Annotated in this window: 25 protein-coding genes; 8 read left to right on the forward strand and 17 right to left on the reverse strand. The window is 56.5% G+C overall.

Annotated features, from left to right (window positions below; genetic code table 11):
• Positions 1 to 288: 288 nt before the first annotated feature.
• Positions 289 to 4176: a phosphoribosylformylglycinamidine synthase gene (gene purL / locus ABLU80_RS23725; protein ID WP_042893097.1), complete on the reverse strand. Its 3888-nt coding sequence runs from the start codon at positions 4174 to 4176 to the stop codon at positions 289 to 291.
• 173 nt (positions 4177 to 4349) lie between these two features.
• On the opposite strand from purL, the gene mltF reads away from it, so the two are divergent.
• On the forward strand, positions 4350 to 5969 hold the full coding sequence (gene mltF, locus ABLU80_RS23730; RefSeq protein WP_348850541.1) for a membrane-bound lytic murein transglycosylase MltF: 1620 nt from the start codon (positions 4350 to 4352) through the stop codon (positions 5967 to 5969).
• Here mltF and tadA read toward each other — a convergent pair.
• Both tadA and yfhb read right to left on the reverse strand, forming a co-directional pair.
• Positions 5966 to 6469, reverse strand: a complete 504-nt coding sequence (gene tadA / locus ABLU80_RS23735; RefSeq protein WP_015370298.1) for a tRNA adenosine(34) deaminase TadA — start codon at positions 6467 to 6469, stop codon at positions 5966 to 5968. The two genes, mltF and tadA, sit on opposite strands and share 4 nt — an antisense overlap.
• A 79-nt stretch (positions 6470 to 6548) precedes the next feature.
• A complete protein-coding gene (gene yfhb / locus ABLU80_RS23740; protein WP_015370297.1) occupies positions 6549 to 7184 on the reverse strand; it encodes a phosphatidylglycerophosphatase C in 636 nt (211 codons plus the stop codon).
• Positions 7185 to 7398: 214 nt separating this feature from the next.
• Here yfhb and ABLU80_RS23745 point away from each other — a divergent pair, with 214 nt between their 5' ends.
• Together ABLU80_RS23745 and ABLU80_RS23750 are read left to right on the forward strand one after the other, a co-directional pair.
• Positions 7399 to 8247 (forward strand): MurR/RpiR family transcriptional regulator, encoded by an 849-nt coding sequence (locus ABLU80_RS23745; protein ID WP_015370295.1) that lies wholly within the window; start codon positions 7399 to 7401, stop codon positions 8245 to 8247.
• Between the two features lie 56 nt (positions 8248 to 8303).
• Positions 8304 to 8564: a YfhL family 4Fe-4S dicluster ferredoxin gene (locus ABLU80_RS23750; RefSeq protein ID WP_015370294.1), complete on the forward strand. Its 261-nt coding sequence runs from the start codon at positions 8304 to 8306 to the stop codon at positions 8562 to 8564.
• Positions 8565 to 8572: 8 nt separating this feature from the next.
• Here the strand turns inward: ABLU80_RS23750 and acpS are convergent, their stop codons facing one another.
• The 11 genes from acpS to rpoE form a co-directional block, all read right to left on the reverse strand.
• The gene (gene acpS, locus ABLU80_RS23755; RefSeq protein ID WP_015370293.1) at positions 8573 to 8953 is read right to left on the reverse strand and encodes a holo-ACP synthase; all 381 of its coding nucleotides are present in this window, start codon (positions 8951 to 8953) and stop codon (positions 8573 to 8575) included.
• The gene (pdxJ, locus tag ABLU80_RS23760; protein WP_015370292.1) at positions 8953 to 9684 is read right to left on the reverse strand and encodes a pyridoxine 5'-phosphate synthase; all 732 of its coding nucleotides are present in this window, start codon (positions 9682 to 9684) and stop codon (positions 8953 to 8955) included. Before pdxJ ends, acpS begins: the two co-directional genes overlap by 1 nt.
• An 11-nt stretch (positions 9685 to 9695) precedes the next feature.
• On the reverse strand, positions 9696 to 10433 hold the full coding sequence (gene recO, locus ABLU80_RS23765; RefSeq protein WP_015370291.1) for a DNA repair protein RecO: 738 nt from the start codon (positions 10431 to 10433) through the stop codon (positions 9696 to 9698).
• A gap of 11 nt (positions 10434 to 10444) precedes the next feature.
• Entirely contained in the window at positions 10445 to 11350 is a 906-nt protein-coding gene (gene era / locus ABLU80_RS23770) for a GTPase Era (RefSeq protein ID WP_015370290.1), read from the reverse strand.
• On the reverse strand, positions 11347 to 12027 hold the full coding sequence (gene rnc, locus ABLU80_RS23775) for a ribonuclease III (RefSeq protein WP_020078171.1): 681 nt from the start codon (positions 12025 to 12027) through the stop codon (positions 11347 to 11349). Before rnc ends, era begins: the two co-directional genes overlap by 4 nt.
• Positions 12028 to 12280: 253 nt before the next feature.
• Positions 12281 to 13255, reverse strand: coding sequence for a signal peptidase I (gene lepB / locus ABLU80_RS23780; RefSeq protein ID WP_020078170.1), 975 nt, complete (start codon positions 13253 to 13255; stop codon positions 12281 to 12283).
• Positions 13256 to 13269: 14 nt separating this feature from the next.
• Entirely contained in the window at positions 13270 to 15069 is a 1800-nt protein-coding gene (lepA, locus tag ABLU80_RS23785) for a translation elongation factor 4 (RefSeq protein ID WP_015370288.1), read from the reverse strand.
• Between the two features lie 184 nt (positions 15070 to 15253).
• Positions 15254 to 15733 carry a SoxR-reducing system protein RseC gene (rseC, locus tag ABLU80_RS23790; RefSeq protein ID WP_042893105.1) on the reverse strand — a complete coding sequence of 160 codons (480 nt, stop codon included), beginning with the start codon at positions 15731 to 15733 and terminating at the stop codon, positions 15254 to 15256.
• Complete coding sequence (gene rseB, locus ABLU80_RS23795) at positions 15730 to 16686, reverse strand: sigma-E factor regulatory protein RseB (protein WP_020078169.1); 957 nt, start codon at positions 16684 to 16686, stop codon at positions 15730 to 15732. Before rseB ends, rseC begins: the two co-directional genes overlap by 4 nt.
• Entirely contained in the window at positions 16686 to 17336 is a 651-nt protein-coding gene (gene rseA, locus ABLU80_RS23800) for an anti-sigma-E factor RseA (protein ID WP_015370285.1), read from the reverse strand. Before rseA ends, rseB begins: the two co-directional genes overlap by 1 nt.
• A gap of 32 nt (positions 17337 to 17368) precedes the next feature.
• Positions 17369 to 17944: an RNA polymerase sigma factor RpoE gene (rpoE, locus tag ABLU80_RS23805; RefSeq protein WP_002914074.1), complete on the reverse strand. Its 576-nt coding sequence runs from the start codon at positions 17942 to 17944 to the stop codon at positions 17369 to 17371.
• 422 nt (positions 17945 to 18366) lie between these two features.
• On the opposite strand from rpoE, the gene nadB reads away from it, so the two are divergent.
• The gene (nadB, locus tag ABLU80_RS23810; protein ID WP_348850540.1) at positions 18367 to 19986 is read left to right on the forward strand and encodes an L-aspartate oxidase; all 1620 of its coding nucleotides are present in this window, start codon (positions 18367 to 18369) and stop codon (positions 19984 to 19986) included.
• Here the strand turns inward: nadB and ABLU80_RS23815 are convergent.
• Entirely contained in the window at positions 19971 to 20708 is a 738-nt protein-coding gene (locus ABLU80_RS23815; RefSeq protein ID WP_015370282.1) for a tRNA1(Val) (adenine(37)-N6)-methyltransferase, read from the reverse strand. The genes nadB and ABLU80_RS23815 overlap by 16 nt on opposite strands.
• Before the next feature lie 130 nt (positions 20709 to 20838).
• Between ABLU80_RS23815 and srmB the strand changes: the two genes are divergently transcribed.
• Entirely contained in the window at positions 20839 to 22170 is a 1332-nt protein-coding gene (gene srmB / locus ABLU80_RS23820; RefSeq protein WP_047038336.1) for an ATP-dependent RNA helicase SrmB, read from the forward strand.
• Positions 22171 to 22215: 45 nt separating this feature from the next.
• Here the strand turns inward: srmB and grcA are convergent, their stop codons facing one another.
• Positions 22216 to 22599, reverse strand: a complete 384-nt coding sequence (grcA, locus tag ABLU80_RS23825; protein WP_002914084.1) for an autonomous glycyl radical cofactor GrcA — start codon at positions 22597 to 22599, stop codon at positions 22216 to 22218.
• Between the two features lie 312 nt (positions 22600 to 22911).
• Between grcA and ung the strand changes: the two genes are divergently transcribed.
• Positions 22912 to 23601 carry a uracil-DNA glycosylase gene (ung, locus tag ABLU80_RS23830; RefSeq protein ID WP_020078167.1) on the forward strand — a complete coding sequence of 230 codons (690 nt, stop codon included), beginning with the start codon at positions 22912 to 22914 and terminating at the stop codon, positions 23599 to 23601.
• A gap of 55 nt (positions 23602 to 23656) precedes the next feature.
• Here the strand turns inward: ung and ABLU80_RS23835 are convergent, their stop codons facing one another.
• Entirely contained in the window at positions 23657 to 24712 is a 1056-nt protein-coding gene (locus ABLU80_RS23835) for a tRNA/rRNA methyltransferase (protein ID WP_032715178.1), read from the reverse strand.
• 204 nt (positions 24713 to 24916) lie between these two features.
• Here ABLU80_RS23835 and trxC point away from each other — a divergent pair, with 204 nt between their 5' ends.
• Complete coding sequence (gene trxC / locus ABLU80_RS23840; RefSeq protein WP_015370277.1) at positions 24917 to 25342, forward strand: thioredoxin TrxC; 426 nt, start codon at positions 24917 to 24919, stop codon at positions 25340 to 25342.
• Positions 25343 to 25411: 69 nt separating this feature from the next.
• A complete protein-coding gene (gene tapT, locus ABLU80_RS23845; protein WP_015703189.1) occupies positions 25412 to 26110 on the forward strand; it encodes a tRNA-uridine aminocarboxypropyltransferase in 699 nt (232 codons plus the stop codon).
• Positions 26111 to 26123: the final 13 nt, after the last annotated feature.

Genomic DNA, 26123 nt, shown 5'->3' on the forward strand with positions numbered 1-26123 from the left:
ACTATGCCACCTTTCAAAACAAATTATTAACAGTATGATATATAACGAATTACATGCAATAACCCACTAAAATTCATTTGTCTATTCTTTGACCATAGTGTCGCCAATTGGCAACAACAAATCAGCCCTCAATTACACATATTTAAAATCAATAGCTTAAGTGTCGTCATTCAGAGACACCATTAAACCGCGTCTGTCGGTAATTCCCGACACTCTGATACGGCCTCGATCACAAATAAAAAAGCCCCCTGGATTAACAGGGGGCCCGTTTTCATCAACTTAGCGGTATTAACCCAGTTGCTTACGCGCGTTGCGGAAGATGCGCATCCATGGGCTGTCTTCACCCCAGTTTTCCGGGTGCCAGGAGTTGCTGACGGTACGGAAGACGCGTTCCGGGTGCGGCATCATGATCGTCGCGCGACCGTTTTCGCTGGTCACCGCGGTAATGCCGTTCACCGATCCGTTCGGGTTCGCCGGATAGGTTTGCGTCACTTTGCCGAAGTTATCGACGAAGCGTAGCGCCACCAGGCCTTTGCTTTCAAGCGCGGCCAGGTGCGCGCTGTCCCGCACCTCCACCTGCCCTTCGCCGTGAGAAACGGCAATCGGCATCATCGAACCGGCCATGCCCTGCAGCAGCAGCGATGGGCTCTGGGTGACTTCAACCAGGCTGAAACGCGCTTCAAAGCGGTCAGAATGGTTGCGTACGAAGCGCGGCCACAAGTCGCTTCCAGGGATCAGCTCACGCAGGTTGGACATCATCTGACAACCGTTACATACGCCCAGCGCCAGCGTCTGCGGGCGATGGAAGAAAGTGGCGAACTCATCGCGTACGCGTTCGTTGAACAGAATCGATTTCGCCCAACCTTCGCCTGCCCCCAGTACGTCACCGTAGGAGAAACCGCCGCAGGCCACCAGCGTATGGAAGTCGCCAAGACCGGTACGACCCGCCAGCAGATCGCTCATATGCACGTCGATGGCATCGAAGCCGGCGCGATGGAAAGCGGCCGCCATTTCAACGTGAGAGTTAACCCCCTGCTCGCGCAGCACGGCCACTTTCGGGCGCGCGCCGGTCGCAATATACGGCGCGGCAACATCTTCATTGATATCAAACGACAGCTTAACGTTAAGACCCGGGTCGCTATCGTTAGACTTCGCCTGGTGCTCCTGATCGGCGCATTCCGGGTTATCGCGCAGGCGCTGCATCTGCCAGGTGGTCTCCGCCCACCACATACGCAGCGTGGTGCGGCTTTCGCTGAACAGCGGCTGACCGTCGGCGGTGATAACAAAACGATCGCCTGCCGTCGCCTGGCCTAAGTAGTGCACGCAATCTGCCAGACCATTCATCGCCAGCAGCGCTTCCACCGCTTCGCGATCCGCGGCGCGAACCTGAATCACCGCGCCCAATTCTTCGTTGAACAGCGCCGCCAGACGATCGTCGCCCAGCGCGGCGATATCGGCAGTTACGCCGCAGTGACCGGCGAACGCCATTTCCGCCAGCGTCACTAACAGTCCGCCATCGGAGCGGTCGTGGTAGGCCAGCAGTTTACGCTGCGCCACCAGTGCCTGCATCGCGTCCCAGAAGCCTTTCAGCTGCGCGACATCACGCACGTCGGCCGGCTGGTCGCCTAGCTGGCGATAGACCTGCGCCAGCGCGGTGGCGCCCAGCGCGTTACGCCCTTGGCCGAGATCGATCAGCAGCAGGGCGTTATCTTCCGTAGAGAGTTGCGGGGTCACGGTGCCGCGCACGTCTTCAACGCGGGCAAACGCGGAGATCACCAGCGACAGCGGCGAGGTCATTTCGCGCTGCTCGCTTCCTTCCTGCCAGCGGGTTTTCATCGACATTGAGTCTTTACCCACCGGGATAGTCAGGCCCAGCGCCGGACACAGTTCTTCACCGACTGCTTTTACCGCCTCATACAGACCGGCGTCTTCACCCGGGTGACCGGCTGCCGCCATCCAGTTTGCCGACAGTTTGACGCGGTTGAGTTCGCCAATCTGCGTAGCGGCGATGTTTGTCAACGCTTCGCCGACCGCCAGGCGGGCAGAGGCGGCAAAGTCGAGCAGCGCAACCGGCGCGCGTTCACCCATCGCCATCGCTTCGCCGTAGTAGCTATCGAGGCTGGCGGTGGTCACCGCGCAGTTGGCGACCGGGATCTGCCACGGCCCCACCATCTGGTCACGCGCCACCATACCGGTCACGGTGCGATCGCCGATGGTCACAAGGAAGGTTTTCTCAGCCACCGTCGGCAGATGCAGCACGCGGTTAACCGCATCGGCAATCGTCATTGGTTGACGATCCAGCTCGCTGCCCTGCGCTTTCAGCGTTTGCACGTCACGCGTCATTTTCGGCGTTTTGCCGAGCAGGACGTCCAGCGGCAGGTCGATCGGCCGATCGTTAAAGTGGCTGTCGCTCAGGCTAAGGTGTTGCTCCGCCGTGGCTTCGCCGATCACCGCATAAGGCGCGCGCTCGCGGCGGCACAGCTCTTCAAACAGCGGCAGCTGTTCCGGCGCGACCGCCAGAACGTAACGCTCCTGGGATTCGTTACACCAGATCTCCAGCGGGCTCATGCCCGGCTCATCGCTGAGGATATCGCGCAGCTGGAATTTTCCGCCGCGGCCGCCATCGCTCACCAGCTCCGGCATGGCGTTAGAGAGACCGCCCGCGCCAACGTCGTGGATAAACAGAATCGGGTTCGCATCGCCCAGCTGCCAGCAGCGGTCGATCACTTCCTGACAGCGGCGCTCCATTTCCGGGTTGTCGCGCTGTACAGAGGCGAAATCCAGATCGGCATCAGACTGGCCGGAAGCCATGGACGACGCCGCGCCGCCGCCGAGACCAATGTTCATCGCCGGGCCGCCCAGCACGATAAGCTTGGCGCCAACGGTGATTTCGCCCTTCTGGACGTGCTCGCCGCGGATGTTGCCAATACCGCCCGCCAGCATGATCGGTTTGTGATAGCCGCGCAGCTCTTCGCCATTGTGGCTGGTCACTTTCTCTTCATAGGTACGGAAGTAGCCATTCAGCGCCGGACGACCAAATTCGTTGTTAAACGCCGCGCCGCCCAGCGGGCCTTCGGTCATGATATCCAGCGCGGTCACGATACGCTCAGGTTTACCGAAATCCTCTTCCCACGGCTGTTCAAAACCCGGGATACGCAGGTTAGAAACCGAGAAGCCGACCAGACCCGCTTTCGGCTTCGCGCCGCGCCCCGTGGCGCCTTCGTCGCGGATCTCGCCGCCGGAGCCGGTTGCGGCGCCCGGCCACGGCGAAATCGCCGTCGGGTGGTTGTGAGTTTCAACTTTCATCAGAATGTGCGCCGGCTCCTGATGGAAGTCATAGCGCCCGGTCTGGTAGTCGGCGAAATAGCGTCCGACTTCGGAACCTTCCATTACCGCGGCGTTGTCTTTATAGGCAGACAGCACATATTCCGGGTTTTTCTCGAAGGTATTTTTAATCATTTTAAACAGCGACTTCGGCTGTTGTTGGCCGTCGATAATCCAGTCGGCGTTAAAAATTTTGTGGCGGCAATGTTCCGAGTTGGCCTGCGCGAACATATACAGTTCAATGTCGTTCGGATTGCGGCCAAGCTTAACGAATGCGTCCTGCAGGTAGTCGATTTCGTCATCGGCCAGCGCCAGCCCCAGACGGAGGTTGGCGTCAATCAGCGCCTGACGTCCCTGGCCCAACAGGTCCACGCTGGCCACCGGTGTCGGCTGATGGTGAGCAAACAGCTTCTCTCCCTCTTCCAGCTCAGTGAAAACGCTCTCCATCATGCGATCGTGCAGCTCCGCCGCAACGGCGTCCCACTGCGCATCGCTCAGACCCTGTGCTTCAACGTAGTACGCCACGCCGCGTTCCAGCCGCACGACCTGCGATAAACCGCAGTTATGGGCGATGTCGGTAGCTTTGGAGGACCAGGGGGAGATAGTGCCGGGGCGAGGGGTGACGAGCAGTAATTTACCGGTTGGCGTATGGCTGCTGAGGCTTGGGCCATATTTAAGCAGTCTGACCAGTCTTTCGCGCTCCTCATCGCTTAGCGGGGCGCTCAGGTCGGCAAAGTGAACATACTCCGCGTATAAGGTGCTAACCGGCAGGTTGGCCGCCTGAAAACGTGCCAGCAGTTTGTTGATACGGAATGCCGACAGTGCAGGTGAACCACGCAAAATATCCATCATAAGTCTCTCGTCTTCGAAGCTTTCAAGGTGAGCCAGGGGGAAACGGGCGCCATTATAGAGAATCCTGAGCCCCGACGAAACCGTTTGCGTAGAAATAAAATGATTCATCAGTTTTATCAATAAATGTGACATGAATCGCGAATATGTTGCCAACTGGCGCATTCTTAAGCAAAATGCCGCTCAACTTACGGCAACCATTTACTTTTTCCGGATATACCCAGCTGAGGAACTCCACGCTGCAGAAAATTAACTATTTGAAAAAATTAAAGATTAATTATCTGCTGATCGGCGTCGTCACCCTTTTGTTGGCGGCGGCGCTGTGGCCGTCTTTACCGTGGATGGGAAAACCGGAGAACCGCGTTGCCGGGATCATTGCTCGCGGCGAACTGCGCGTGAGTACAATTAACTCGCCGCTGACCTACGCCGCCATCAACAACAAAGACTACGGTCTCGATTACGAACTGGCGAAACGCTTCGCCGATTACCTTGGGGTGAAGCTGAAAGTCACCGTGCGGCAGAATATTAGCCAGCTATTTGACGATCTCGATGCCGGTAAAACCGATATGCTGGCCGCCGGGCTGGTCTATAACACCGAGCGGGTAAAGAACTATCAGGCGGGCCCCACCTATTATTCCGTTTCGCAGCAGCTGGTCTATCGCGTTGGCGGTAATCGTCCGCGTACGCTGGCCGGGATCAATGCCGAACAGCTCGCCATCGCCCCAGGCCACGTCGCCCTCAACGACTTGCAGGCGCTGAAGGAGAGCAAATACCCGGACCTCAACTGGCGCGTTGATGAAAAGCGCGGCACCACCGCCCTGATGCAGGCGGTCATCGACGGCACGCTGGAATATACCGTCGCCGATTCCGTCGCCGTCAGCCTGTTCCAGCGCGTACATCCGGAGCTGGCGGTGGCTCTCGACATCAGCGATGAACAGCCGGTCACCTGGTTTAGCGAAAAAAGCGAAGACAATTCACTATCGGCAGCCATGCTCGATTTCTTTAATAGTATGAATGAAGACGGCACCCTCGCCCGCCTGGAAGAGAAGTATCTCGGCCACGGCAACGACTTCGACTATGTTGATACCCGCACCTTCCTGCGCGCGGTACAGAATACGCTGCCGGATCTGAAGCCGCTGTTTGAGAAATACGCCCGACAGATCGACTGGCGACTGCTGGCGGCGATTGCCTGGCAGGAGTCGCACTGGGATCCGCAGGCCACCTCGCCGACCGGCGTGCGCGGTATGATGATGCTAACCCGTAACACTGCCCAAAGTTTAGGTCTGACGGATCGTACCGATGCCGAACAGAGCCTCGACGGCGGCGTGCGCTATCTGCAGGATATGATGGCCAAAGTGCCGGAGGCGATCCCGAAAGAGGAGCGGATCTGGTTTGCGCTGGCGGCCTATAATATGGGCTACGCGCATATGCTTGACGCGATGGCGCTGACTAAAAAACAAAAAGGCAACCCGAACAGCTGGTCCGACGTTAAGCAGCGTCTGCCATTGCTGAGCCAGAAGCCCTACTACAGCCGCTTAAAATATGGCTACGCCCGCGGCCATGAGGCTTACGCCTACGTGGAAAATATTCGTAAGTACCATATCAGCCTGGTTGGATATTTGTCTGAACAGGAAAGGAAAGCGGCGCAAGAAATGGCGATTGCCGAAGCTTATCCGGCCGTCGCGCCGGAAGAACTCGATAGCGAGCATAAAGAGTATGCGATGCCCTTCTTTAAATTCCGCGGCGAAAAGCTTGTCGACAACGTTAAGCTGAAGTTGCCGACAATGGGACGTTAGCCCTCTTCCTGACGCGCTTTCTTCAATGCCTTTTTCTCTTCCCGCCGCCAGCGGAAGAAATCGCTCAGCATCGCGGAGCAAGATTCAGCCAGAATTCCCTCGGTAATTTCAACCCGGTGGTTCATCCCCGGATGATGCAGCACATCGATTAACGACCCGGCCGCGCCGGTTTTAGCATCGCGGGCGCCGAACACCAGCCGCGAGATGCGGCTATGCACCATCGCCCCGGCGCACATCACACAAGGCTCCAGCGTGACGTACAGCGTGGCATCAATTAAACGATAGTTCTGCAGGACCAGCCCTCCCTGACGCAGCGCCATAATTTCGGCATGGGCGGTAGGATCGTGACGACCAATTGGCCGGTTCCAGCCCTCGCCGATGACCTGATTGTTATGCACCAGCACGGCGCCCACCGGCACCTCGCCCTCTTCCCAGGCGCGTTTCGCCAGCGTCAGCGCATGGCGCATCCAGTATTCATCGTTAAATTCGTGATCAGACACAGCGGCACTCCTGCAGAAAAAGCGGGGCGCATTATACATGGGCGCTATATATCGCCCAAATAATTCGCCTGCAGCGGAATTATTCGAGCTGCTGGAGATCGCCCTGCGGCGTCACCCGCCAGCGATGCTGGCAAAAACAGAGTAGCGGGTTATCCTGCTCGCTATCGCTATAGCCGCTATATAAGCGTAGCGGCGCGCCGATCCGCTGTTCCAGCTGCGCTACTTTCTCATGGCCCAGACAACGCAGCGTCAGCACCCAGCCGCCGCGACGGCGGCTCATGCGACTGGCGATAAGCTTTACGCGCGGCAGCCAAAGCGTATCGGCATAGACCTGTTCCACCAGCGACTGCGGTGAGCCGGTAATCAGCCAGACGTCGGCATCGGTACTGGTTAAATAGTCGTTTAGCCGGCCCTGTACCACCGGAAAGGCGGTCACGTGCTGGCGAAACCAGCTAACGAACTCCGCCTCCAGACGCTTAAGATGGCTTTCACGCCGGCCGCAGGTGGCGGCCCACAGCAGCAGGCTCATCGGCCAGCGCGCCGCGCGTCCGTTAACCAACAGGCCCAGCAGTACTATTGGCGACAAGGCCGCCACTGACAGTATGTTGAGCGGTTGACGACGTAAGAGGTAACGAATAAAGCTGCCGAACATATCCTGCTGGTGCAATGTGCCATCAAGATCGAAAAACACGACTCGTCGCGCGTTACTGTTCAAACCGAACTCCTTTCTGGTACGGATTTTCCTGGCGATGCCGATAGCTTAACAGGCTTGCCGCGACGAGCGCGAAATTGTCTGCCACGGTTGAGGTAAGATTCAGAATCTGACCCATTCGCATAATTCTTCACAGCAGAATTTTTAATTCGTACTATTCCACTTATAATCGAATACAAAATTCTTTCAGCCGCTAACGCCCTCCTTCGGAGAAGCCATGAACTGTTTAATCCGCATCCGCCAACGTTACCCGTCGCTGGCGGCGAGCGACAAAAAACTTGCCGACTTTATTCTGGCTCAGCCGGACCAAACCCGCCATCTCAGCTCACAGCAGCTGGCTGGCGAAGCGGGCGTCAGCCAGTCCAGCGTGGTGAAGTTCGCGCAAAAAATGGGGTTCAAAGGCTTTCCGGCATTAAAACTGGCGCTCAGCGAAGCGCTGGCCAGCAGTCCGGATCCGCACTCTGTGCCGGTACATAACCAAATTCGCGGCGACGATCCGCTGCGTCTGGTGGGTGAAAAGCTGATCAAAGATAACATCGCGGCGATGCACGCCTCGCTGGACGTCAACAGCGAAGAGAAACTTCTGGAAGCAGTGGCCCTGCTGCGCGATGCTCGCCGGGTGATCATTACCGGCATCGGCGCCTCCGGGCTGGTGGCGCGCAATTTTAGCTGGAAGTTAATGAAAATTGGCATCAACGCCGTCGCCGAGCAAGATATGCATGCGCTGCTGGCAACGGTGCAGGCGATGTCGGCGGACGATCTGCTGTTGGCTATCTCCTATTCCGGAGAACGCCGCGAGATCAATATGGCGGCCGCTGAAGCGCTCCGCGTCGGCAGCAAGATCCTCGCGATCACCGGTTTCACTCCCAACGCGTTGCAGCAGCAGGCTTCACAGTGTCTATACACCATTGCTGAAGAGCAGGCGACGCGCAGCGCAGCGATCTCCTCCACCAGCGCGCAAATGATGCTCACCGATCTCCTCTTTATGGCGCTGGTGCAGCAAGATCTCGAACACGCGCCGGAACGCATACGCCATAGCGAAGCACTGGTGAAAAAGCTGGTCTGAGTAGAAAATGGGCGTATAATGCCCGCCCTGTTTGTGTTGTTTCTGAGATTTTCCTGATGGCGCTGTTAATCACCAAAAAATGCATCAATTGCGATATGTGCGAACCGGAGTGCCCGAATGAGGCCATTTCGATGGGCGAGAGCATTTATGAGATTAACAGCGACCGCTGCACCGAGTGCGTGGGCCACTACGACACGCCAACCTGCCAGAAAGTGTGCCCGATCCCGAATACTATTCTCAAAGATCCGGCGCACGTCGAGAATGAAGAACAGTTGTGGGATAAATTCGTGCTCATGCACCACGCGGATAAGCTTTAACCGCGGGTTTAGCTTTCGACGATCACCGTGGCGCAGGCGTAGTGGCGTTCATCGGCGAGAGTGACGTGAATAGCGCTTACCCCCATCCGTTCAGCCAATAGCTTTGCTTCGCCCCATAACCGCAGTTTCGGCTTGCCCAATTCATCGTTGTAAACTTCGAACTGGTTAAACGCCAGGCCGTTGCGAATACCGGTTCCGAGCGCTTTCGCCGCCGCTTCTTTGACCGCAAAGCGTTTTGCCAGAAAACGCACCGGCTGCTGGTGCTGCTCCCAAATGCTCCATTCGTGATCGCTCAGCACCCGGCGCGCCAGGCGATCGCCGCTACGGGCGATCACCGCTTCGATGCGGGCGATTTCGACGATGTCGGTACCCAGCCCGAGAATCGCCATTAGCCGCGCGCTTCCAGCATCAGGCGTTTCATTTCCGCGACAGCCTCTTTCAGGCCGCTCATCACAGCGCGACCAATAATGGCATGGCCGATATTCAGTTCGTGCATTTCCGGCAAGGCGGCAATGGCTTTCACGTTGTGATAGGTCAGACCGTGACCGGCGTTCACCTTCAGGCCAAGGCTGGCGGCATAGGTCGCCGCTTTGGCGATACGCTCAAGCTCTTTAGCCTGTTCGGCATCGGTTTTGGCATCGGCATAGCAGCCGGTATGGATTTCAATATACGGCGCGCCCACTTCGGCAGCCGCTTTGATCTGCTCATCATCCGCGTCGATAAACAGGGAGACCAGAATACCGGCATCCGCCAGGCGCTGACAGGCATCGCGCATCTTATCGCGCTGCCCGGCCACGTCCAGCCCACCCTCGGTGGTCACTTCCTGACGCTTCTCCGGTACCAGGCAGCAAAAGTGCGGTTTAGTTTCGCAGGCGATCGCCAGCATCTCTTCAGTAACCGCCATTTCAAGATTCATTCGGGTGTGCAGAGTCTGGCGCAGGATGCGCACGTCACGATCGGTGATATGGCGGCGGTCTTCGCGCAGGTGCACGGTGATACCATCGGCGCCGGCCTGTTCAGCAATAAAAGCCGCCTGCACCGGATCCGGATAAGCGGTACCGCGCGCGTTACGCAATGTCGCAATGTGGTCAATATTGACCCCTAACAGTAATTCAGCCATGACAATCCTCGTTAATCATTATTCGTATTATCGGCTCGCGCCTTTCGCGCGGGCATAAACTGGCGAAACAATTCCCGGCTCTTGAGCGGTTTCCCTCCAAGATACGGCTTCAGGGCGATGCGGGTAAAGCGCTTCGCGGCGCGCAGCGTATCTACATCCGGAAACTCGCGGCTAGCCAACGCTTTCAAATGGTGCCCGGTAAACGTGCTGTTATCAATCACCAGGCTGGCGATAAAGCCTTTTTCTTCGCGATAGCGGTAGGTCATGGTGTCATCCACCGGGTCGCCGCTGCCGGCGCAGTGGAGGAAATCAACGCCATAGCCCAGGTGCCCGAGTAGCGCCAGCTCAAAGCGCCGCAGCGCGGGCTCCGGCGAACCGCTGGCCCCGGCAAGCGCCTGGATGCAATGCAGGTAGTCGAAAAAAAGTTCAGAGAAGCGCGTTTCGTGCTCGAGCACGCGGGAGATGAGTTCGTTAACGTAAAGACCGCTGTAGAGCGTGATACCGCTGAGCGGCAGCGCCAGCGAGACGGCTTCCGCGCTGCGAAGCGTTTTGACTTCGCCGCGGCCGCCGAAGCGAACCAGTAAGGGGGTAAAGGGCTGTAAGGCGCCCTTGAGATTAGAGCGTTTGGAGCGTGCACCCTTGGCAACCAGGCGCACGCGACCGGACTCTTCCGTGAAGACGTCCAGCATCAGGCTGGTTTCGCTCCACGGACGGCTGTGCAGGACAAAGGCGCGCTGCCATCCATCCACGTTGCGTTAACTCAGAGGTCGTCAACGTAACCGAGACTGCGCAGCGCGCGCTCGTCATCGGCCCAGCCGGATTTCACTTTGACCCACAGTTCGAGGTGCACCGGCGCTTCAAACATCTCTTGCATGTCTTTGCGCGCTTCGATGCCGATGGTTTTGATTTTGGCGCCTTTGTTGCCAATTACCATCTTCTTCTGCCCTTCACGCTCGACGAGGATCAGGCCGTTGATGTCGTAACCGCCGCGTTCGTTACTCACGAAACGTTCAATTTCGACGGTCACGGAGTACGGCAGTTCAGCGCCCAGGAAACGCATCAGCTTTTCGCGGATGATCTCGGAGGCCATAAAGCGCTGGGAACGGTCGGTAATATAATCTTCCGGGAAGTGATGAATCGCTTCCGGCAGATGTTTACGTACGATCGACGCGATGGTATCAACGTTGGTGCCGGTTTCCGCAGAGATCGGCACAATGTCGAGGAAGTTCATCTGGCTGGCAAGGAACTGCAGATGCGGCAGCAGATCCGCTTTCTCCTGCACGTTATCAACTTTGTTGACGGCCAGAATCACCGGCGCGCGCGCATCACGCAGCTTGTTTAGCACCATCTCGTCATCTTGCGTCCAGCGAGTGCCTTCAACAACAAAGATAACCAGTTCCACATCGCCAATCGAGCTGCTGGCCGCTTTGTTCATTAAGCGGTTAATCGCGCGCTTCTCTTCCATATGCAGGCCCGGGGTATCAACATAAATCGCCTGATACGGCCCTTCGGTATGGATACCGACGATGCGGTGACGGGTAGTCTGCGCTTTACGGGAAGTGATCGAGATCTTCTGCCCAAGCAGCTTGTTCAACAGCGTGGATTTGCCAACGTTTGGACGACCAACGATGGCGACAAATCCGCAATAACTTTTTTCTTCGCTCATTCCAGCTCCAGTTTTTTCAGCGCCTGTTCGGCGGCAGCCTGCTCCGCCTTGCGACGGCTGGAACCTGTGCCAACCACCGGTTCACTCAGGCCACTGACCTGGCAGTGGATAGTAAATTCCTGATCGTGCGCTTCGCCGCGCACCTGGACGACCAGGTAGGACGGCAGCGGCAGATGACGACCCTGCAGATACTCCTGCAGACGCGTCTTCGGATCCTTTTGCTTATCGCCCGGGCTGATTTCGTCCAGACGAGTCTGGTACCAGGAGAGGATTAAGCGTTCAACATTCTGAATATCGCTGTCGAGGAAAACCCCGCCGATTAAGGCTTCTACGGTATCAGCCAGAATCGATTCGCGACGAAAACCGCCGCTCTTCAGCTCGCCAGGCCCAAGGCGCAGGCACTCGCCCAGTTCAAATTCGCGGGCGATTTCCGCCAGCGTGTTGCCTCGCACCAGCGTCGCGCGCATACGGCTCATATCCCCTTCGTCTACCCGAGGGAAACGATGATAGAGCGCATTGGCGATCACGAAACTCAAAATAGAGTCGCCTAAAAACTCGAGACGCTCGTTGTGTTTGCTGCTGGCACTGCGGTGAGTTAATGCCTGTTGCAACAGCTCCTGATGAACAAAAGTGTAGCCCAGCTTTCGTTGAAGCCGATTAATTACGATGGGGTTCATGCGTTACCAATAAATGAATGCGTCAAAGATGCAGCACACGAAACCGACCTGAGCATACATACCCTTGATATATAAGGGCAGAAACTAACCAACGCGGTTTCGTGTGCAGTGTCACTCTTTCGAGAGACAACCAAAAACTTCGGGGGGATATTCTATACGCAACGACAAGGGATGTCGTTAGTTTGGATGGATTTAAATACTAAATAATTCACGCTGCCGTTATTGCGCTGGCAGCGTGAATTAAGACGGGGAATTAGTGGATGCCGCCAATGCGCGATAAACGTACGCCGGTTGGCCACTCGCCTTCCTGTTTTTCGAAGCTCATCCAGATGGCGGTGGCTTTACCCACCAGGTTCGCTTCCGGCACGAAGCCCCAGTAACGGCTGTCGGCGCTATTGTCGCGGTTGTCGCCCATCATGAAGTATTCACCCGGCGGAACGACCCACGTTGCCAGCGGCTGGCCGGACTGACGATAGTACATCCCCACCTGATCCTGAGCGATGGGTACCGTCAGAATACGGTGGGTCACTTCACCCAGCGTCTCTTTACGCTCGGTCAGACGAATACCATCGGCTTTGGTTTCGCCTTTCGGCAGTTGCCAGAAACCGCTGGTGGCTTCGCCGCCGTTGCGGCGGGAGAAGGTCTGAACGAAATCGCTTGGTTCGACGTTGGAGTAGGTGATCGGCAAGGCGCTACCGCATGCCTGACCCGACGCGCAGCCGGGCTCAATCGTCACCTGTTTAGCCACCGGATCGTAAGTGACTTTATCGCCCGGTAAACCGACCGCGCGTTTGATGTAGTCCAGACGCGGATCTTCCGGATATTTAAACACCACGATATCGCCACGTTTCGGATGACCGGTTTCGATCAGCGTTTTCTGGTAGATCGGATCTTTAATGCCGTAGGCGAATTTCTCCACCAGGATAAAATCGCCAATCAGCAGAGTCGGCATCATCGAACCTGACGGGATCTGGAAAGGTTCATAGATAAACGAACGCACAATCAGCACAATCGCCAGTACCGGGAAGACCGAGGCGCCGGTTTCCAGCCAGCCCGGTTTCGGGCCGACTTTCTTCAGCGTCTTCTTGTCCAGTTGCTCGCCGGTCGCTGCCTGAGCAGCGGCCTGACGTTCACGACGTTTTGGTGCGAATATGAACTTATCCAGACACCACAACAGCCCTGTCACAAGGGTCGCAATGACCAGAATCAGGGCAAACATGTTCGCCATGCCAACTCCTTAGATTATTTGCCGTCTTTACCAACGTGCAGAATGGCGAGGAACGCTTCCTGCGGCAGTTCAACGTTACCGACCTGTTTCATACGCTTCTTACCTTCTTTCTGCTTCTGCAGCAGCTTTTTCTTACGGCTGACGTCGCCGCCGTAGCATTTCGCCAGGACGTTTTTACGCAGCTGTTTCACGGTAGAGCGCGCGATAATGTGGTTACCAATAGCCGCCTGAATCGCGATATCGAACTGCTGACGCGGGATCAGATCTTTCATCTTCTCGACCAGCTCGCGGCCACGATACGGCGCGTTGTCGTTGTGCGTGATGAGCGCCAGCGCATCGACGCGCTCGCCGTTGATCAGCACGTCAACGCGCACCATGTTAGAGGCCTGGAAACGCTTGAAGTTATAATCCAGCGACGCATAGCCGCGGGAGGTGGACTTCAGACGGTCGAAGAAGTCGAGGACCACTTCCGCCATCGGGATTTCATAGGTCAGCGCAACCTGTTTGCCATGGTAAACCATGTTGGTTTGCACACCGCGTTTCTCGATACACAAGGTGATCACGTTGCCGAGGAACTCCTGCGGCAGCAGCATGTGACATTCGGCGATCGGCTCACGCAGTTCCTGAATATTATTCAGCGGCGGCAGCTTCGACGGACTATCGACGTAGATAACCTCTTTAGAGGTGGTTTCTACTTCATAGACTACCGTCGGCGCGGTGGTAATCAGGTCAAGATCGTATTCACGCTCCAGACGCTCCTGAATGATTTCCATGTGCAGCAGGCCGAGGAATCCGCAGCGGAAGCCGAAGCCCAGCGCCGTAGAACTTTCCGGCTCATAGAACAAGGATGCATCGTTCAGACTCAGTTTACCCAGCGCATCGCGGAAGTTCTCATAGTCATCAGAGCTCACCGGGAACAGACCGGCGTAGACCTGCGGCTTCACTTTTTTGAAGCCCGGCAGCGCCTTATCCGCTGGATTACGCGCCGCGGTCAGGGTATCGCCCACCGGCGCGCCGAGGATGTCTTTAATAGCGCAAACCAGCCAACCCACCTCGCCGCATTTCAGTTCGGTACGGTCAACCTGTTTCGGGGTGAAGATGCCCAGACGGTCGGCGTTATAGACCTGACCGGTGCTCATCACCTTAATTTTGTCGCCTTTGCGCATGGTGCCGTTTTTAATACGCACCAGCGACACGACGCCTAAATAGTTATCGAACCAGGAGTCGATAATCAGCGCCTGCAGCGGCGCGTCCGGATCGCCTTCCGGCGGCGGAATATCACGAACCAGACGTTCCAGCACATCCGGCACGCCGACACCGGTTTTCGCCGAGCAGCGAACCGCGTCGTGAGCGTCGATACCAACGATATCTTCAATCTCGTCCGCTACGCGCTCAGGGTCGGCCGCAGGCAGGTCGATCTTGTTAAGAACCGGGACGACTTCGAGGTCCATTTCCATCGCGGTATAGCAGTTCGCCAGGGTCTGGGCTTCTACACCCTGCCCGGCGTCAACCACCAGCAGCGCGCCTTCGCACGCCGCCAGGGAGCGCGATACTTCATAGGAGAAGTCAACGTGGCCCGGAGTGTCGATAAAGTTGAGCTGATAGGTTTCACCATCGCTGGCTTTGTAATCCAGGGTGACGCTCTGCGCCTTGATGGTAATGCCACGCTCACGTTCAAGGTCCATGGAGTCCAGAACCTGGGCCGCCATTTCGCGATCAGAAAGGCCACCGCAAATCTGGATGATACGGTCAGACAGCGTCGACTTACCGTGGTCGATGTGAGCGATGATCGAAAAGTTACGTATATTCTTCATATTTAGAGTTAATTATGCCTTACGAGTCTCATGAGGCCGCTGTTCTGTGCCTGACGTTTTTTAATCCGAAAACGCCGCATTCTACACTACATCCGCGAAACCAGGAAATGCTGTTAGATCCAGCATAACGGCAGAATTGTGGCGTTGTATCAGGAAGCGTAAATAAAGATGAGGGACAGTGAAATCACTGCCCCATTTCAGAGGAAGGCGTATCGACGCGCAGCAGATCCGGCGGTAAACCAACGCTTAAAATCACCGGCTGCCACGACTGGCGAGCAGCGAGCTTCGGCGACAGCCCACGCGCCACCAGGAACCCGCCGACGCCGCCCAACAGCGCGCCGCACAACGAAGCGATATCGCTGGCAAACAACACCTGAAAAATAGATGCCATCACAAACAGCCCGAACAGCGGCGCCATGTAGACCAACAGCGCCGAACCCAGCAGGCTGCTTTCAGCAATGCCCAGCTCCACTTTTTGCCCGGCCGTCAGCGGCTGCTCACAGGGGACGCTAATGGTATGGCTGGTTTGCGGCCCCAGTTTATTGAGCACCCGGCTACCGCACCCGGCGCGCGAGGCGCAGCTGCTGCAAGAGGCTTTAACATCGCAGTGAACCTGCGCCACGCCGTTGTGCCAGGAGACAACAGTCGCCCACTCTTTGATCATTGCGCGGCCCTGAACTTAATACTGTCGGAGATACGTTTTGCCGTCTGCGGCGGTAATTCGCCCACCACTGAGATTTCGGCGTTATCGCGCACCGAGGTACTGACGGTACGGCGGCCGGTGCGCAGCAGCTGATCGCTACTGTTTACCGTCGCGCGGTTAACGTTGACGGAGAAGCTGAACAGACCATCGGAATAGAGACGCGACTCGACAGGACCATCGAAGGTCGGTAAACGACGCTGACTGCTGGAAACTTCCGTCACGCCCTGCGGCAGCCAGGTCGGCGCCCAGTTAAAGTTGGCTTTATTGCCGCTTTCCGGGACCGACAGTTGCGGCGGCAGGCTGGCTTTCGACAGCGCTTCCATACTCGAGCTTACGTTATCACCGATATTGAATGAGACCACCCGGAACTGCTCCAGGGTTTCACCGTCGCGGTCGAGCAGGTCGACGCGCAGCGGCAGCTTGGTCTCGGCATCCAGCCACGCAATGTAGCTGTAGCGCGTACCGTCGCGGGCTACTACGCGCACCACATCGCACAGGCGATCGGCGATACGCGTACGGCCAACGGAGATGAAATCATAATACGAGGCCAGCTTTTTGAAATCGGTATACACCAGAGACGGCAAGGAATCGACGATATAGTCGCCGTTCAGGGTGAAGGGATCGAGACCGGGTTCAAAATAGCTGATTTCAGTACCCCGCAGCACCACTTCCCGACGCGGACCGTCGAGCTGCAGCAACTGAGCAAGGGGCTGGTTGTTCAACCGCACGTGACGATAGCGCAGCGACTCAACGCCCTGTTTGTTGATACTGACAAAAGACAGCTCGTAATTGAGGGACTGGCTAGCCAGGTTCATCTGCTGCAACAACGCCCCGGACGATGTATCAGCCGAGGCGTTGGTGGAGAAGAACAGGCTGCCCGCCATGAGCGACATGGCACACCAAAGTTGCTTCATTACTGCGATTGCGTTCCTAAAGTTTGATAACCTGGCACCTGAACAGCGGCTTGCTGAGTCTGGGCCTGGCCAAACTGAAGCTGCTCAGCGTGCAGGCGACGCTGCAATTCATAGTCCTGCAGCATAGCATTAATACGACGACGTTGCTCCTGAACCTGCGCCTGCTGACCGCTGCCGGCGGAGGCATCAGCCGGAACGCCCAGGCTAACCGGGCTGGCTTTGCCCATCATCGGCATGGTGTTGAAGACTGGCGCTTCCGGCTGCTGGGAGGCATCGGAGTGTCCGTTATACTGCTGGACGCCAACGATCACAGCCAGAGAAACGCACGCTGCCACACCCATTTGGGTAAGCGAGCTGGCCCACGGGCGTACTTTCTGCCAGAAAGGCATTTGACGCCACTGGTGTGGAGCAGGTTGAGACTCAGGAATAAGCGGCGCAACCTGACGAGCAGGTTCGTTCTCGATGGCGGCCATCACGCGAGCTGAGATATCGAATTGGAGCATCTCGGCGGTATCGCCTCGCAGCGTGTCGCGGATGAGATGGTAGCTCTCCCAGGTTTTTTGCATTTCAGAAGAACGACTCAGCTCATTGAGCAGCTCGTTATCCAGCGTTTCACCATCCATTAAGGCCGAAAGTTTTTCTTTCTGCATGCCTGATACCCTTTTCCAGTATTCCGCTATCGTCAACGCCTGATTAGCGGTTGAACTTTATTATCAATAGCTTCACGTGCCCGGAAGATACGCGAACGTACCGTGCCAACCGGACAATCCATGATGGCGGCTATTTCTTCATAGCTCAGGCCATCCAGCTCCCGCAACGTAATTGCCATGCGTAAATCTTCGGGAAGCGATTCAATGGTACGAAAAACTATTTGTCTCAGCTCTTCTGACAACATTAAGTTCTCAGGGTTCGAAATTTCTTTCAATGCCCCGCCGCTTTCGAAGTTTTCCGCCTCGTTGGCGTCAACATCGCTTGATGGCGGACGGCGTCCCTGAGCAACCAGATAATTCTTTGCCGTGTTTACGGCGATACGATACAACCAGGTATAAAAAGCGCTATCCCCCCGGAAAGAATCCAGCGCACGCCACGCCTTCACGAACGACTCCTGAACAACGTCAGCAATATCGCCCGGCGGTACATAGCGGGAGACCAGGCTTGCAACCTTGTGCTGATAGCGCACTACCAGTAGGTTAAAGGCTTTCTGATCTCCTTTCTGGACCCGTTCAACGAGGACCTGATCCGTTAACTGCTCGCTCATCCGAGGTAATGTCTCCCCAAACCCAATTCCCATGCGTATTCAGAACACCACCCAAGCACTGCATTATGAGCAAGCAGACGTTTGGAGTGTCTGAACACAATAAAGTTCCGTTACGCTTTTGATTTTTGTCTGACAACGGTGGACTGATTGTTATCTCTCATTATAAGTCCCGTTGTTCAACGCCAGGTAAGCTAATGAAGAAAAAGCGCAAGGCCCGCCTGAAGGGTAACGTAACCCAACTTATTTTTCACTATAAAATCTGAAGGTAACGGCTTGCTTCGCAAATATTTTCTTTCGTTTACATATTTGCTTTTCTGCCACCCTTGTTTAGCCTGCACAACTATTCACGAAAATAATTGTACGATTTAGCCCCACCAGGTGCTATGGTGAGGCTATTGTGTTTAGTAAATTAAACAGAAGCTATGAAGACGACTCCTGACTTTTCCTGTGATGTGTTGATTATCGGCAGCGGCGCTGCCGGATTGTCTCTGGCGCTGCGCCTGGCGGAACGCCACTCGGTTACCGTTCTGAGCAAAGGCCCGGTTAGCGAAGGCTCGACGTTCTACGCCCAGGGAGGGATTGCCGCCGTTTTCGATGAAACCGACAGCATCGAATCCCACGTCGAAGATACGCTCATCGCCGGGGCCGGACTTTGTGACCGTCATGCCGTCTCCTTCGTCGCCAGCAACGCCAAACCCTGCGTGCAGTGGCTTATCGATCAAGGGGTACTGTTTGATACCCAGGTGCAGGCCAACGGTGAAGAGAGCTACCACCTGACCCGCGAAGGCGGCCATAGTCATCGGCGGATCCTGCATGCCGCCGATGCCACCGGCAAAGAGGTTGAGACGACGCTGGTTGGCAAAGCGCTGGCGCATCCGAATATCACCATTCTGGAACGTAGCAACGCGGTTGACCTGATTATCTCCGATAAGATTGGCCTGCCGGGTACCCGGCGGGTAGTCGGCGCGTGGATCTGGAACCGTAATAAGGAAAAGGTAGAAACCTGCAGCGCAAGAGCCGTGGTGCTGGCGACCGGCGGCGCAGCTAAAGTTTATCAATACACCACCAATCCTGATGTCTCCTCCGGCGACGGCATCGCCATGGCCTGGCGCGCGGGATGCCGTGTGGCCAATCTCGAATTTAACCAGTTCCACCCTACCGCGCTGTTTCATCCACAGGCGAGAAACTTCCTCTTAACGGAAGCCCTGCGCGGCGAAGGCGCGCTGTTGAAACGGCCTGACGGTAGCCGCTTTATGCCGGACTTCGACGAACGCGGCGAACTGGCCCCGCGCGATATCGTCGCCCACGCCATCGACCATGAGATGAAGCGCCTCGGCGTCGACTGCATGTATCTGGATATTAGCCATAAGCCCGAAGCGTTTATTCGCCAGCATTTTCCGATGATTTATGAAAAGCTACTCGGCCTTGGTATTGATTTAACCAAAGAGCCGGTGCCTATCGTACCCGCCGCCCACTACACCTGCGGCGGCGTGATGGTGGATGATAACGGACGTACCGACGTCGACGGTCTGTACGCCATCGGCGAGGTAAGCTACACCGGGCTGCACGGCGCCAACCGCATGGCCTCGAACTCATTGTTGGAGTGTCTGGTGTACGGCTGGTCGGCAGCCGAGGACATAGCGAAACGCCTGCCGCTGGCGCAAGCGGCGGAACAGCTGCCGCCATGGGATGAAAGCCAGGTTGAGATCCCGGATGAACTGGTGGTGATTCAACATAACTGGCACGAACTGCGCCTGCTAATGTGGGACTATGTCGGAATTGTGCGTACCACCCGCCGGCTGGAACGAGCGCTGCGGCGCATTACTATGCTGCAGCAGGAGCTGGATGAGTATTACGCGCGTTTTCGCGTCTCCAATAACTTACTGGAGCTGCGCAATCTGGTGCAGGTGGCCGAGCTTATCGTGCGTTGCGCCATGCAGCGTAAGGAGAGCCGCGGCCTGCACTACACGCTCGACTACCCGGACACGCTGGAAAACAGCGGCCCGTCGGTGCTCTCGCCGCTTGCTCACATAAAGAGATAGAAGTCGCGGGTCAGCGCGGTAAAGCCTTCAGAGTACTGCTGCTCTGGCCCACGAACCACCAGCCGATCGCTGAAACACTCGCCGGCGCTGGGAGAGAATGCCAGCAGGACCCGATGCGGCGGGCGCATTTCTGTTTCCGCCACGTCGGTGCGTAAGCGCAAATGCCACCCCATCGCTTTCGCCCGTTCGACAAACGCATTACCAATATCCACCGGCAGCACCACGCAGAAAAAGCCCTCCTCGGTAATCAGATCCGCGGCGCAGGTGAGCAGCGTCGTATGATCGAGCGAGGTGGTATAACGCGCTTGTTCGCGCTGCGACGTCGCGCAAGGTACGCCTTCGGCAAAAAACGGCGGATTGCTGACGATGAGCTCATAGCGCCGTGGCGGCTGCGGCTGCCACTGCTGAATCGGCGCCTGGTATACGGCGATGCGTCCAGGCCAGTTGCTGGCCGCCACGTTATCCCGCGCCTGCGTCGCGGCCTCTTCATCCAACTCCACCGCATCCAGTTGGACCGAATTCGCGGTACGCTGGGCTAACATTAATGCCAACAAACCGCTGCCGGTTCCGATATCCAGCACGTGCTTCACCTGAGCAATCGGCGCCCAGGCGCCCAGCAGAATACCGTCGGTACCGACTTTCATTGCACAGCGATCGTGGGCGACAAAAAATTGTTTAAAGGTAAAACCATTGCGCGGCAGCGCAAACTTCGACTGAGACATCCTCAAAACCTTGCTGACGAAAACTCCTGTGCTTAAGGCTATGCACAATACCGGAGAACAGATAGCCTTACAAACAGATGAACATTACGTCAGTAACGTCTATAATCGGCGGCCCACTCAGAGGTAGAACATGACTGTAACGACTTTTTCCGAACTTGAACTCGACGAAAACCTGCTGGAAGCGCTCCAGGATAAAGGTTTCACACGCCCGACAGCCATTCAGGCCGCCGCTATTCCGCCTGCGCTTGATGGCCGTGATATTCTCGGTTCTGCGCCGACAGGCACCGGTAAAACTGCGGCATATTTGCTGCCAGCGTTGCAGCATCTGCTTGATTTTCCGCGCAAGAAATCGGGGCCGCCGCGGATCCTTATCCTGACGCCGACCCGCGAGCTGGCGATGCAGGTTGCCGATCACGCCCGCGAACTGGCGAAGCATACCCATCTGGATATTGCCACCATTACCGGCGGTGTTGCGTACATGAACCACGCGGAAGTGTTCAGCGAAAACCAGGATATCGTGGTCGCCACTACCGGTCGCCTGCTGCAGTATATTAAAGAAGAGAACTTCGACTGCCGCGCGGTAGAAACGCTGATCCTTGATGAAGCGGACCGCATGCTGGACATGGGCTTTGCCCAGGATATCGAAACCATCGCCGGTGAAACCCGCTGGCGCAAGCAGACCATGCTGTTTTCCGCCACGCTGGAAGGCGATGCGATTAAAGACTTTGCCGAACGCCTGCTGGAAGAGCCGGTTGAAGTTTCTGCAAATCCGTCGACCCGCGAACGTAAAAAAATTCACCAGTGGTACTATCGCGCCGATGATATCGATCATAAAACCGCGCTGCTGGTTAATCTGCTGAAACAACCGGAAGCAACCCGCTCTATCGTCTTCGTGCGTAAACGCGAGCGCGTTCACGAACTGGCCGCTAAGCTGCACGAAGCAGGCATCACCACCTGCTGGCTGGAAGGCGAAATGGTGCAGATCAAACGTAACGAAGCGATTAAACGCCTGACCGATGGTCGCGTGAACGTGCTGATTGCCACCGACGTCGCCGCGCGCGGTATTGATATTCCGGATGTCAGCCACGTGTTTAACTTCGATATGCCGCGCACAGCCGATATCTATCTGCACCGTATTGGCCGTACCGGCCGTGCAGGTAAGAAAGGCACCGCTATTTCGCTGGTTGAAGCGCACGATCACCTGCTGCTGGGCAAAATCGGCCGCTACGTTGAAGAACCGCTGAAAGCTCGCGTGATTGATGAATTGCGCCCGAAAACCCGCGCGCCGAGCGAGAAGTTAACCGGTAAACCATCGAAGAAAGTGCTGGCGAAACGCGCCGAGAAAAAAGAGAAAGAAAAAGAGAAGCCGCGGGTGAAGAAACGCCACCGCGATACCAAAAACATCGGTAAGCGCCGTAAGCCAAGCTCTGCCGTGACGTCGTCAACGTCCAACGAAGAGTAAAAAAAACGCCGGGATATCCCGGCGTTTTCACATCTGGCTTCAGCCTTACAGGCTTTCGGTAAAGGTACGAGCGATAACGTCGCGCTGCTGTTCCGGAGTCAGAGAGTTAAAACGTACCGCGTAGCCGGAAACACGAATGGTCAGCTGCGGGTATTTTTCCGGGTGCTCAACGGCATCCAGCAGAGTTTCGCGACGCAGCACGTTCACGTTCAGGTGCTGACCGCCTTCCACGCGGACTTCCGGTTTCACGTCTACCGGGATTTCACGGTATTCGATTTCACCCAGTTTGCTCACCGCAACTACATCATCTTCCGCAAAACCACCTTTGGCACACAGGCAGCGCGCTTCGCCTTTTTCGCTATCCAGCAGCCAGAAAGAGTTCAGCAGGTCGTCGTTTGCCGCTTTAGTAATTTGGATACCAGTAATCATTTGATGCCTCCCAGGCAGTGTTTATTCGATTTTGGCCTCTTTGCGGCCAATTGGTAAAACCATTGTTGTATGAGTGTATATATATCAGCCACACACCCGGCATTCATTGACTTAAATCAATAAAAACCACTCACTCAAAGTGGGTATATGAGGATAGTATTGTTTTACATCAAGTTACGCCAGTAGGTGCCATAAAAAATTTTGTAAATTTTCAATTTTTTTTATACGCAACCAGTCAGGAATGACGTCGCGATTTTGTTATGCAGAAAGAAGCAGTTAAGCTATGGGCATGACACTTTGCAGGAGAGCGAGATGACCACCCCATTAACCTGGCACGACGTGCTGGCGGAAGAGAAGCAGCAGCCCTATTTTCTCAACACCCTCAAGACCGTCGCCGAAGAGCGCCAGTCCGGCATGACTATCTATCCGCCGCAGAAAGACGTCTTTAACGCCTTTCGCTATACCGAACTGGGCGAGGTCAAAGTGGTCATCTTAGGTCAGGATCCCTATCACGGCCCGGGACAGGCGCACGGTCTGGCCTTTTCTGTTTTACCGGGAGTGCAGATACCGCCGTCGCTGCTGAACATGTATAAAGAGCTGGAAGGCACCATCCCCGGCTTTCAGCGCCCGGCGCATGGTTATCTGGAAAGCTGGGCGCGCCAGGGCGTGCTCCTGCTTAATACCGTGTTAACGGTGCGCGCCGGTCAGGCGCATTCACACGCCAGTCTCGGCTGGGAAACCTTTACCGATAAAGTGATAGCGCTGATTAACCAGCATTGTGAAGGAGTGGTATTTCTGCTGTGGGGCGCGCACGCGCAGAAAAAAGGCGCCATTATCGATCGCCAGCGCCATTGCGTCCTGAAAGCGCCGCACCCGTCGCCGCTGTCGGCGCACCGCGGTTTCTTCGGCTGCAACCACTTTGTGCAAACCAACCAGTGGCTGGCCGAACGCGGCGAGGCGCCCATTGACTGGATGCCGGTGCTGCCCGCTGAAAGCGAGTGAGCGACAGCAATAAAAAAGCCAGCATCAGCTGGCTTTTTGCATTCAGAGACCGTTATCAGGCCTTATTCTGACGCCACCATTCCGCCAGCAGCACGCCGGTCGCCACGGAGACGTTAAGGCTTTCGACGTTGCCGGTGCCATCGATGGCGACGTTGAGGTCAGAGCTGGAGATCGCCGCATCGGACAGACCGTCGCGCTCCTGGCCTAATACCAGCACCATTTTCTTCGGCAGCTCGGCCTTAAACAGCGGCGTACCGTTATGGCTGGAGGTCGAGACGATGGCGTAGCCAGCCTGACGGAACTGCGTCAGGGTATCGATAAAGCTGTCGCCGGTGATCGGCTCAACATGTTCCGCGCCGCCTTCTGCAGTACGGATCGCCGCGCCAGACTCCAGCACGCCAGCATCCTGCACTACCACACCTTTCACGCCAAAGTGCGCGCAGCTACGCATAATCGCGCCGAGGTTGTGCGGGTTGCCAACATCTTCCAGCGCCAGTACGCAATCTTCGGCTTCTGCTTTCGCCACCCACTGGGCCACGGAAGTACCATGACGTTTTTTGATCAGGAAGCAGACGCCGCCGTGGTGTTCGGTACCAGACGCCTTCGCCAGTTCGGCTTCGTCCACTACGTGGTAGGCCTTACGGTTGGCCGCCATCCAGCGCAGCGCCTCTTTAAAGCGCGGAGTGACGCTCTGGATAAACCAGGCGCGTACGATGGCTTCCGGACGGCTCTGGAACAGCGCCTGACAGGCGTTCTCGCCGTAGACGCGGGTCTCTTCCGCGCGCTGACGACGCAGCACTTCCGGATCGATAAAGCTCTTACCGCTGATGCCGCCGTGATCTTCTTTTACCGGCGTCTCATCACCCGGAGCGCGGGAAACGGTGCGCCACGGGGACGCATCGTCACGGTTAAAATCATTGCGCTTGCGATCGTCGCCGCGGCTGTTACGTTCATCGCGCGCAGGGCGGCTGCGGCCGTCAACACGTGACTTTCCTGGACGCCCTCCCCCTTTCCCGGTACGCGGGTTATGGGTACGTTTGTCAGAATCATCATCACTGCGGACATACATCACTTTGACCTTGCCGCTTTTATTTTTCAGTTCGTCGCTCATCTATTTTCTCCACCTGCGCTGCGCGAAGCGCGAAGATTACCCGATGTATCTTCACTTAGCCATTATTTCATTTAAAAGCCTTGGTCTATTGTAACCATCGAACAAAAGACATTGTCCTTTATTCGCGCCTCATCGATAATATGTAACATTACAGAAACAAATCGGCCACGTGCCGCGCTGCAACCCCATAACCAGAGGTTAGTTATGAATACCGTTTGTGCCAGTTGTCAGGCTCTTAACCGCATCCCCGAAGACCGTAGCGCCGATGGCGCCAAGTGCGGACGCTGCGGCCACGATCTCTTTGACGGCGATGTCATCAACGCGACCGGGGCAACGCTGGATAAACTATTAAAGGACGATCTGCCAGTCGTTATTGATTTCTGGGCCCCGTGGTGCGGCCCATGCCGTAGCTTTGCGCCGATCTTTGAAGATGTGGCTGAAGAGCGCAGCGGCGAAATGCGTTTTGTGAAAGTGAACACCGAAGCCGAACGCGAACTGAGCGCTCGCTTCCGCATCCGCAGCATTCCAACCATTATGATGTTCAAAAATGGTGAAATGGTCGACATGCTGAATGGCGCCGTCCCCAAAGCGCCGTTCGATAGCTGGCTGAACGAAGCCAACCAGCAGTAACCCCACCGGGGCACCGCTTGTGCCCCGTTTTCTCCTCTGCGACAATAGCGTTTTTCATTAGCGACTCCCATGATTGATAACGCTGTCCTTCGGCTACGCGCCGAACGCCTCGCGCGCGCAACCCGGCCTTTTCTTGCTCGCGGCAACCGTATCCGCCGCTGCCAGCGCTGCCTGCTCCCCCTAAAACAGTGTCTGTGCGCAACGCTGGCACCGGCGCAGGCCGACAGCCGCTTTTGCCTGGTAATGTTCGACACCGAGCCGATGAAGCCCAGCAATACCGGGCGCCTTATCGCGGATATTCTGCCCAACACCGAAGCGTTTCAGTGGTCGCGTACCGAGCCGCCGCAGGCGCTGCTCGATCTGGTTGCCAACCCCGATTATCAGCCCATGGTCGTCTTTCCGGCCTCTTATGCCGGAGCGGAACGCCAGGTACTGAGCGCTCCGCCGGAGGGTAAGCCGCCGCTGTTTATTATGCTCGACGGCACCTGGACGGAAGCGCGGAAAATGTTTCGCAAAAGCCCGTATCTCGATGCGCTGCCGGTAATCTCTGTCGACCTGTCGCGCATCTCCGCCTATCACCTGCGCGAAGCCCATGCCGACGGTCAGTACTGTACGGCGGAAGTCGCCATCGCCCTGCTGGACTTAGCCGGCGACGCGCAGGCGGCGGCCGCGCTTGGCGATCACTTTAGCCTGTTCAGAAGCCGCTATCTGGCGGGAAAAACGCAGCATAAGGGCAGTATCACAGCACAACAGGCTGAAAGCGTTTAAAATCATTCGGTCA

Origin of the sequence: Klebsiella sp. CN_Kp104, from assembly GCF_040064515.1 — a bacterium.
Classification (GTDB): domain Bacteria; phylum Pseudomonadota; class Gammaproteobacteria; order Enterobacterales; family Enterobacteriaceae; genus Klebsiella; species Klebsiella aerogenes.

Excerpts from the sequence above, each read along its gene's own strand:
- rseA (WP_015370285.1), bottom strand. The coding sequence starts at position 17,336 with ATGCAGAAAGAAAAACTTTCGGCCTTAATGGATGGTGAAACGCTGGAT.
- lepA (WP_015370288.1), bottom strand. The coding sequence starts at position 15,069 with ATGAAGAATATACGTAACTTTTCGATCATCGCTCACATCGACCACGGT.
- ABLU80_RS23815 (WP_015370282.1), bottom strand. The coding sequence starts at position 20,708 with ATGTCTCAGTCGAAGTTTGCGCTGCCGCGCAATGGTTTTACCTTTAAA.
- pdxJ (WP_015370292.1), bottom strand. The coding sequence starts at position 9,684 with ATGGCTGAATTACTGTTAGGGGTCAATATTGACCACATTGCGACATTG.
- nadB (WP_348850540.1), top strand. The coding sequence starts at position 18,367 with ATGAAGACGACTCCTGACTTTTCCTGTGATGTGTTGATTATCGGCAGC.
- rnc (WP_020078171.1), bottom strand. The coding sequence starts at position 12,027 with ATGAACCCCATCGTAATTAATCGGCTTCAACGAAAGCTGGGCTACACT.
- rpoE (WP_002914074.1), bottom strand. The coding sequence starts at position 17,944 with ATGAGCGAGCAGTTAACGGATCAGGTCCTCGTTGAACGGGTCCAGAAA.
- acpS (WP_015370293.1), bottom strand. The coding sequence starts at position 8,953 with ATGGCGATTCTCGGGCTGGGTACCGACATCGTCGAAATCGCCCGCATC.
- trxC (WP_015370277.1), top strand. The coding sequence starts at position 24,917 with ATGAATACCGTTTGTGCCAGTTGTCAGGCTCTTAACCGCATCCCCGAA.
- era (WP_015370290.1), bottom strand. The coding sequence starts at position 11,350 with ATGAGCGAAGAAAAAAGTTATTGCGGATTTGTCGCCATCGTTGGTCGT.
- lepB (WP_020078170.1), bottom strand. The coding sequence starts at position 13,255 with ATGGCGAACATGTTTGCCCTGATTCTGGTCATTGCGACCCTTGTGACA.
- srmB (WP_047038336.1), top strand. The coding sequence starts at position 20,839 with ATGACTGTAACGACTTTTTCCGAACTTGAACTCGACGAAAACCTGCTG.
- mltF (WP_348850541.1), top strand. The coding sequence starts at position 4,350 with ATGCCGCTCAACTTACGGCAACCATTTACTTTTTCCGGATATACCCAG.
- grcA (WP_002914084.1), bottom strand. The coding sequence starts at position 22,599 with ATGATTACTGGTATCCAAATTACTAAAGCGGCAAACGACGACCTGCTG.
- ABLU80_RS23750 (WP_015370294.1), top strand. The coding sequence starts at position 8,304 with ATGGCGCTGTTAATCACCAAAAAATGCATCAATTGCGATATGTGCGAA.
- rseB (WP_020078169.1), bottom strand. The coding sequence starts at position 16,686 with ATGAAGCAACTTTGGTGTGCCATGTCGCTCATGGCGGGCAGCCTGTTC.
- purL (WP_042893097.1), bottom strand. The coding sequence starts at position 4,176 with ATGATGGATATTTTGCGTGGTTCACCTGCACTGTCGGCATTCCGTATC.
- rseC (WP_042893105.1), bottom strand. The coding sequence starts at position 15,733 with ATGATCAAAGAGTGGGCGACTGTTGTCTCCTGGCACAACGGCGTGGCG.
- ABLU80_RS23745 (WP_015370295.1), top strand. The coding sequence starts at position 7,399 with ATGAACTGTTTAATCCGCATCCGCCAACGTTACCCGTCGCTGGCGGCG.
- ung (WP_020078167.1), top strand. The coding sequence starts at position 22,912 with ATGACCACCCCATTAACCTGGCACGACGTGCTGGCGGAAGAGAAGCAG.
- tapT (WP_015703189.1), top strand. The coding sequence starts at position 25,412 with ATGATTGATAACGCTGTCCTTCGGCTACGCGCCGAACGCCTCGCGCGC.
- ABLU80_RS23835 (WP_032715178.1), bottom strand. The coding sequence starts at position 24,712 with ATGAGCGACGAACTGAAAAATAAAAGCGGCAAGGTCAAAGTGATGTAT.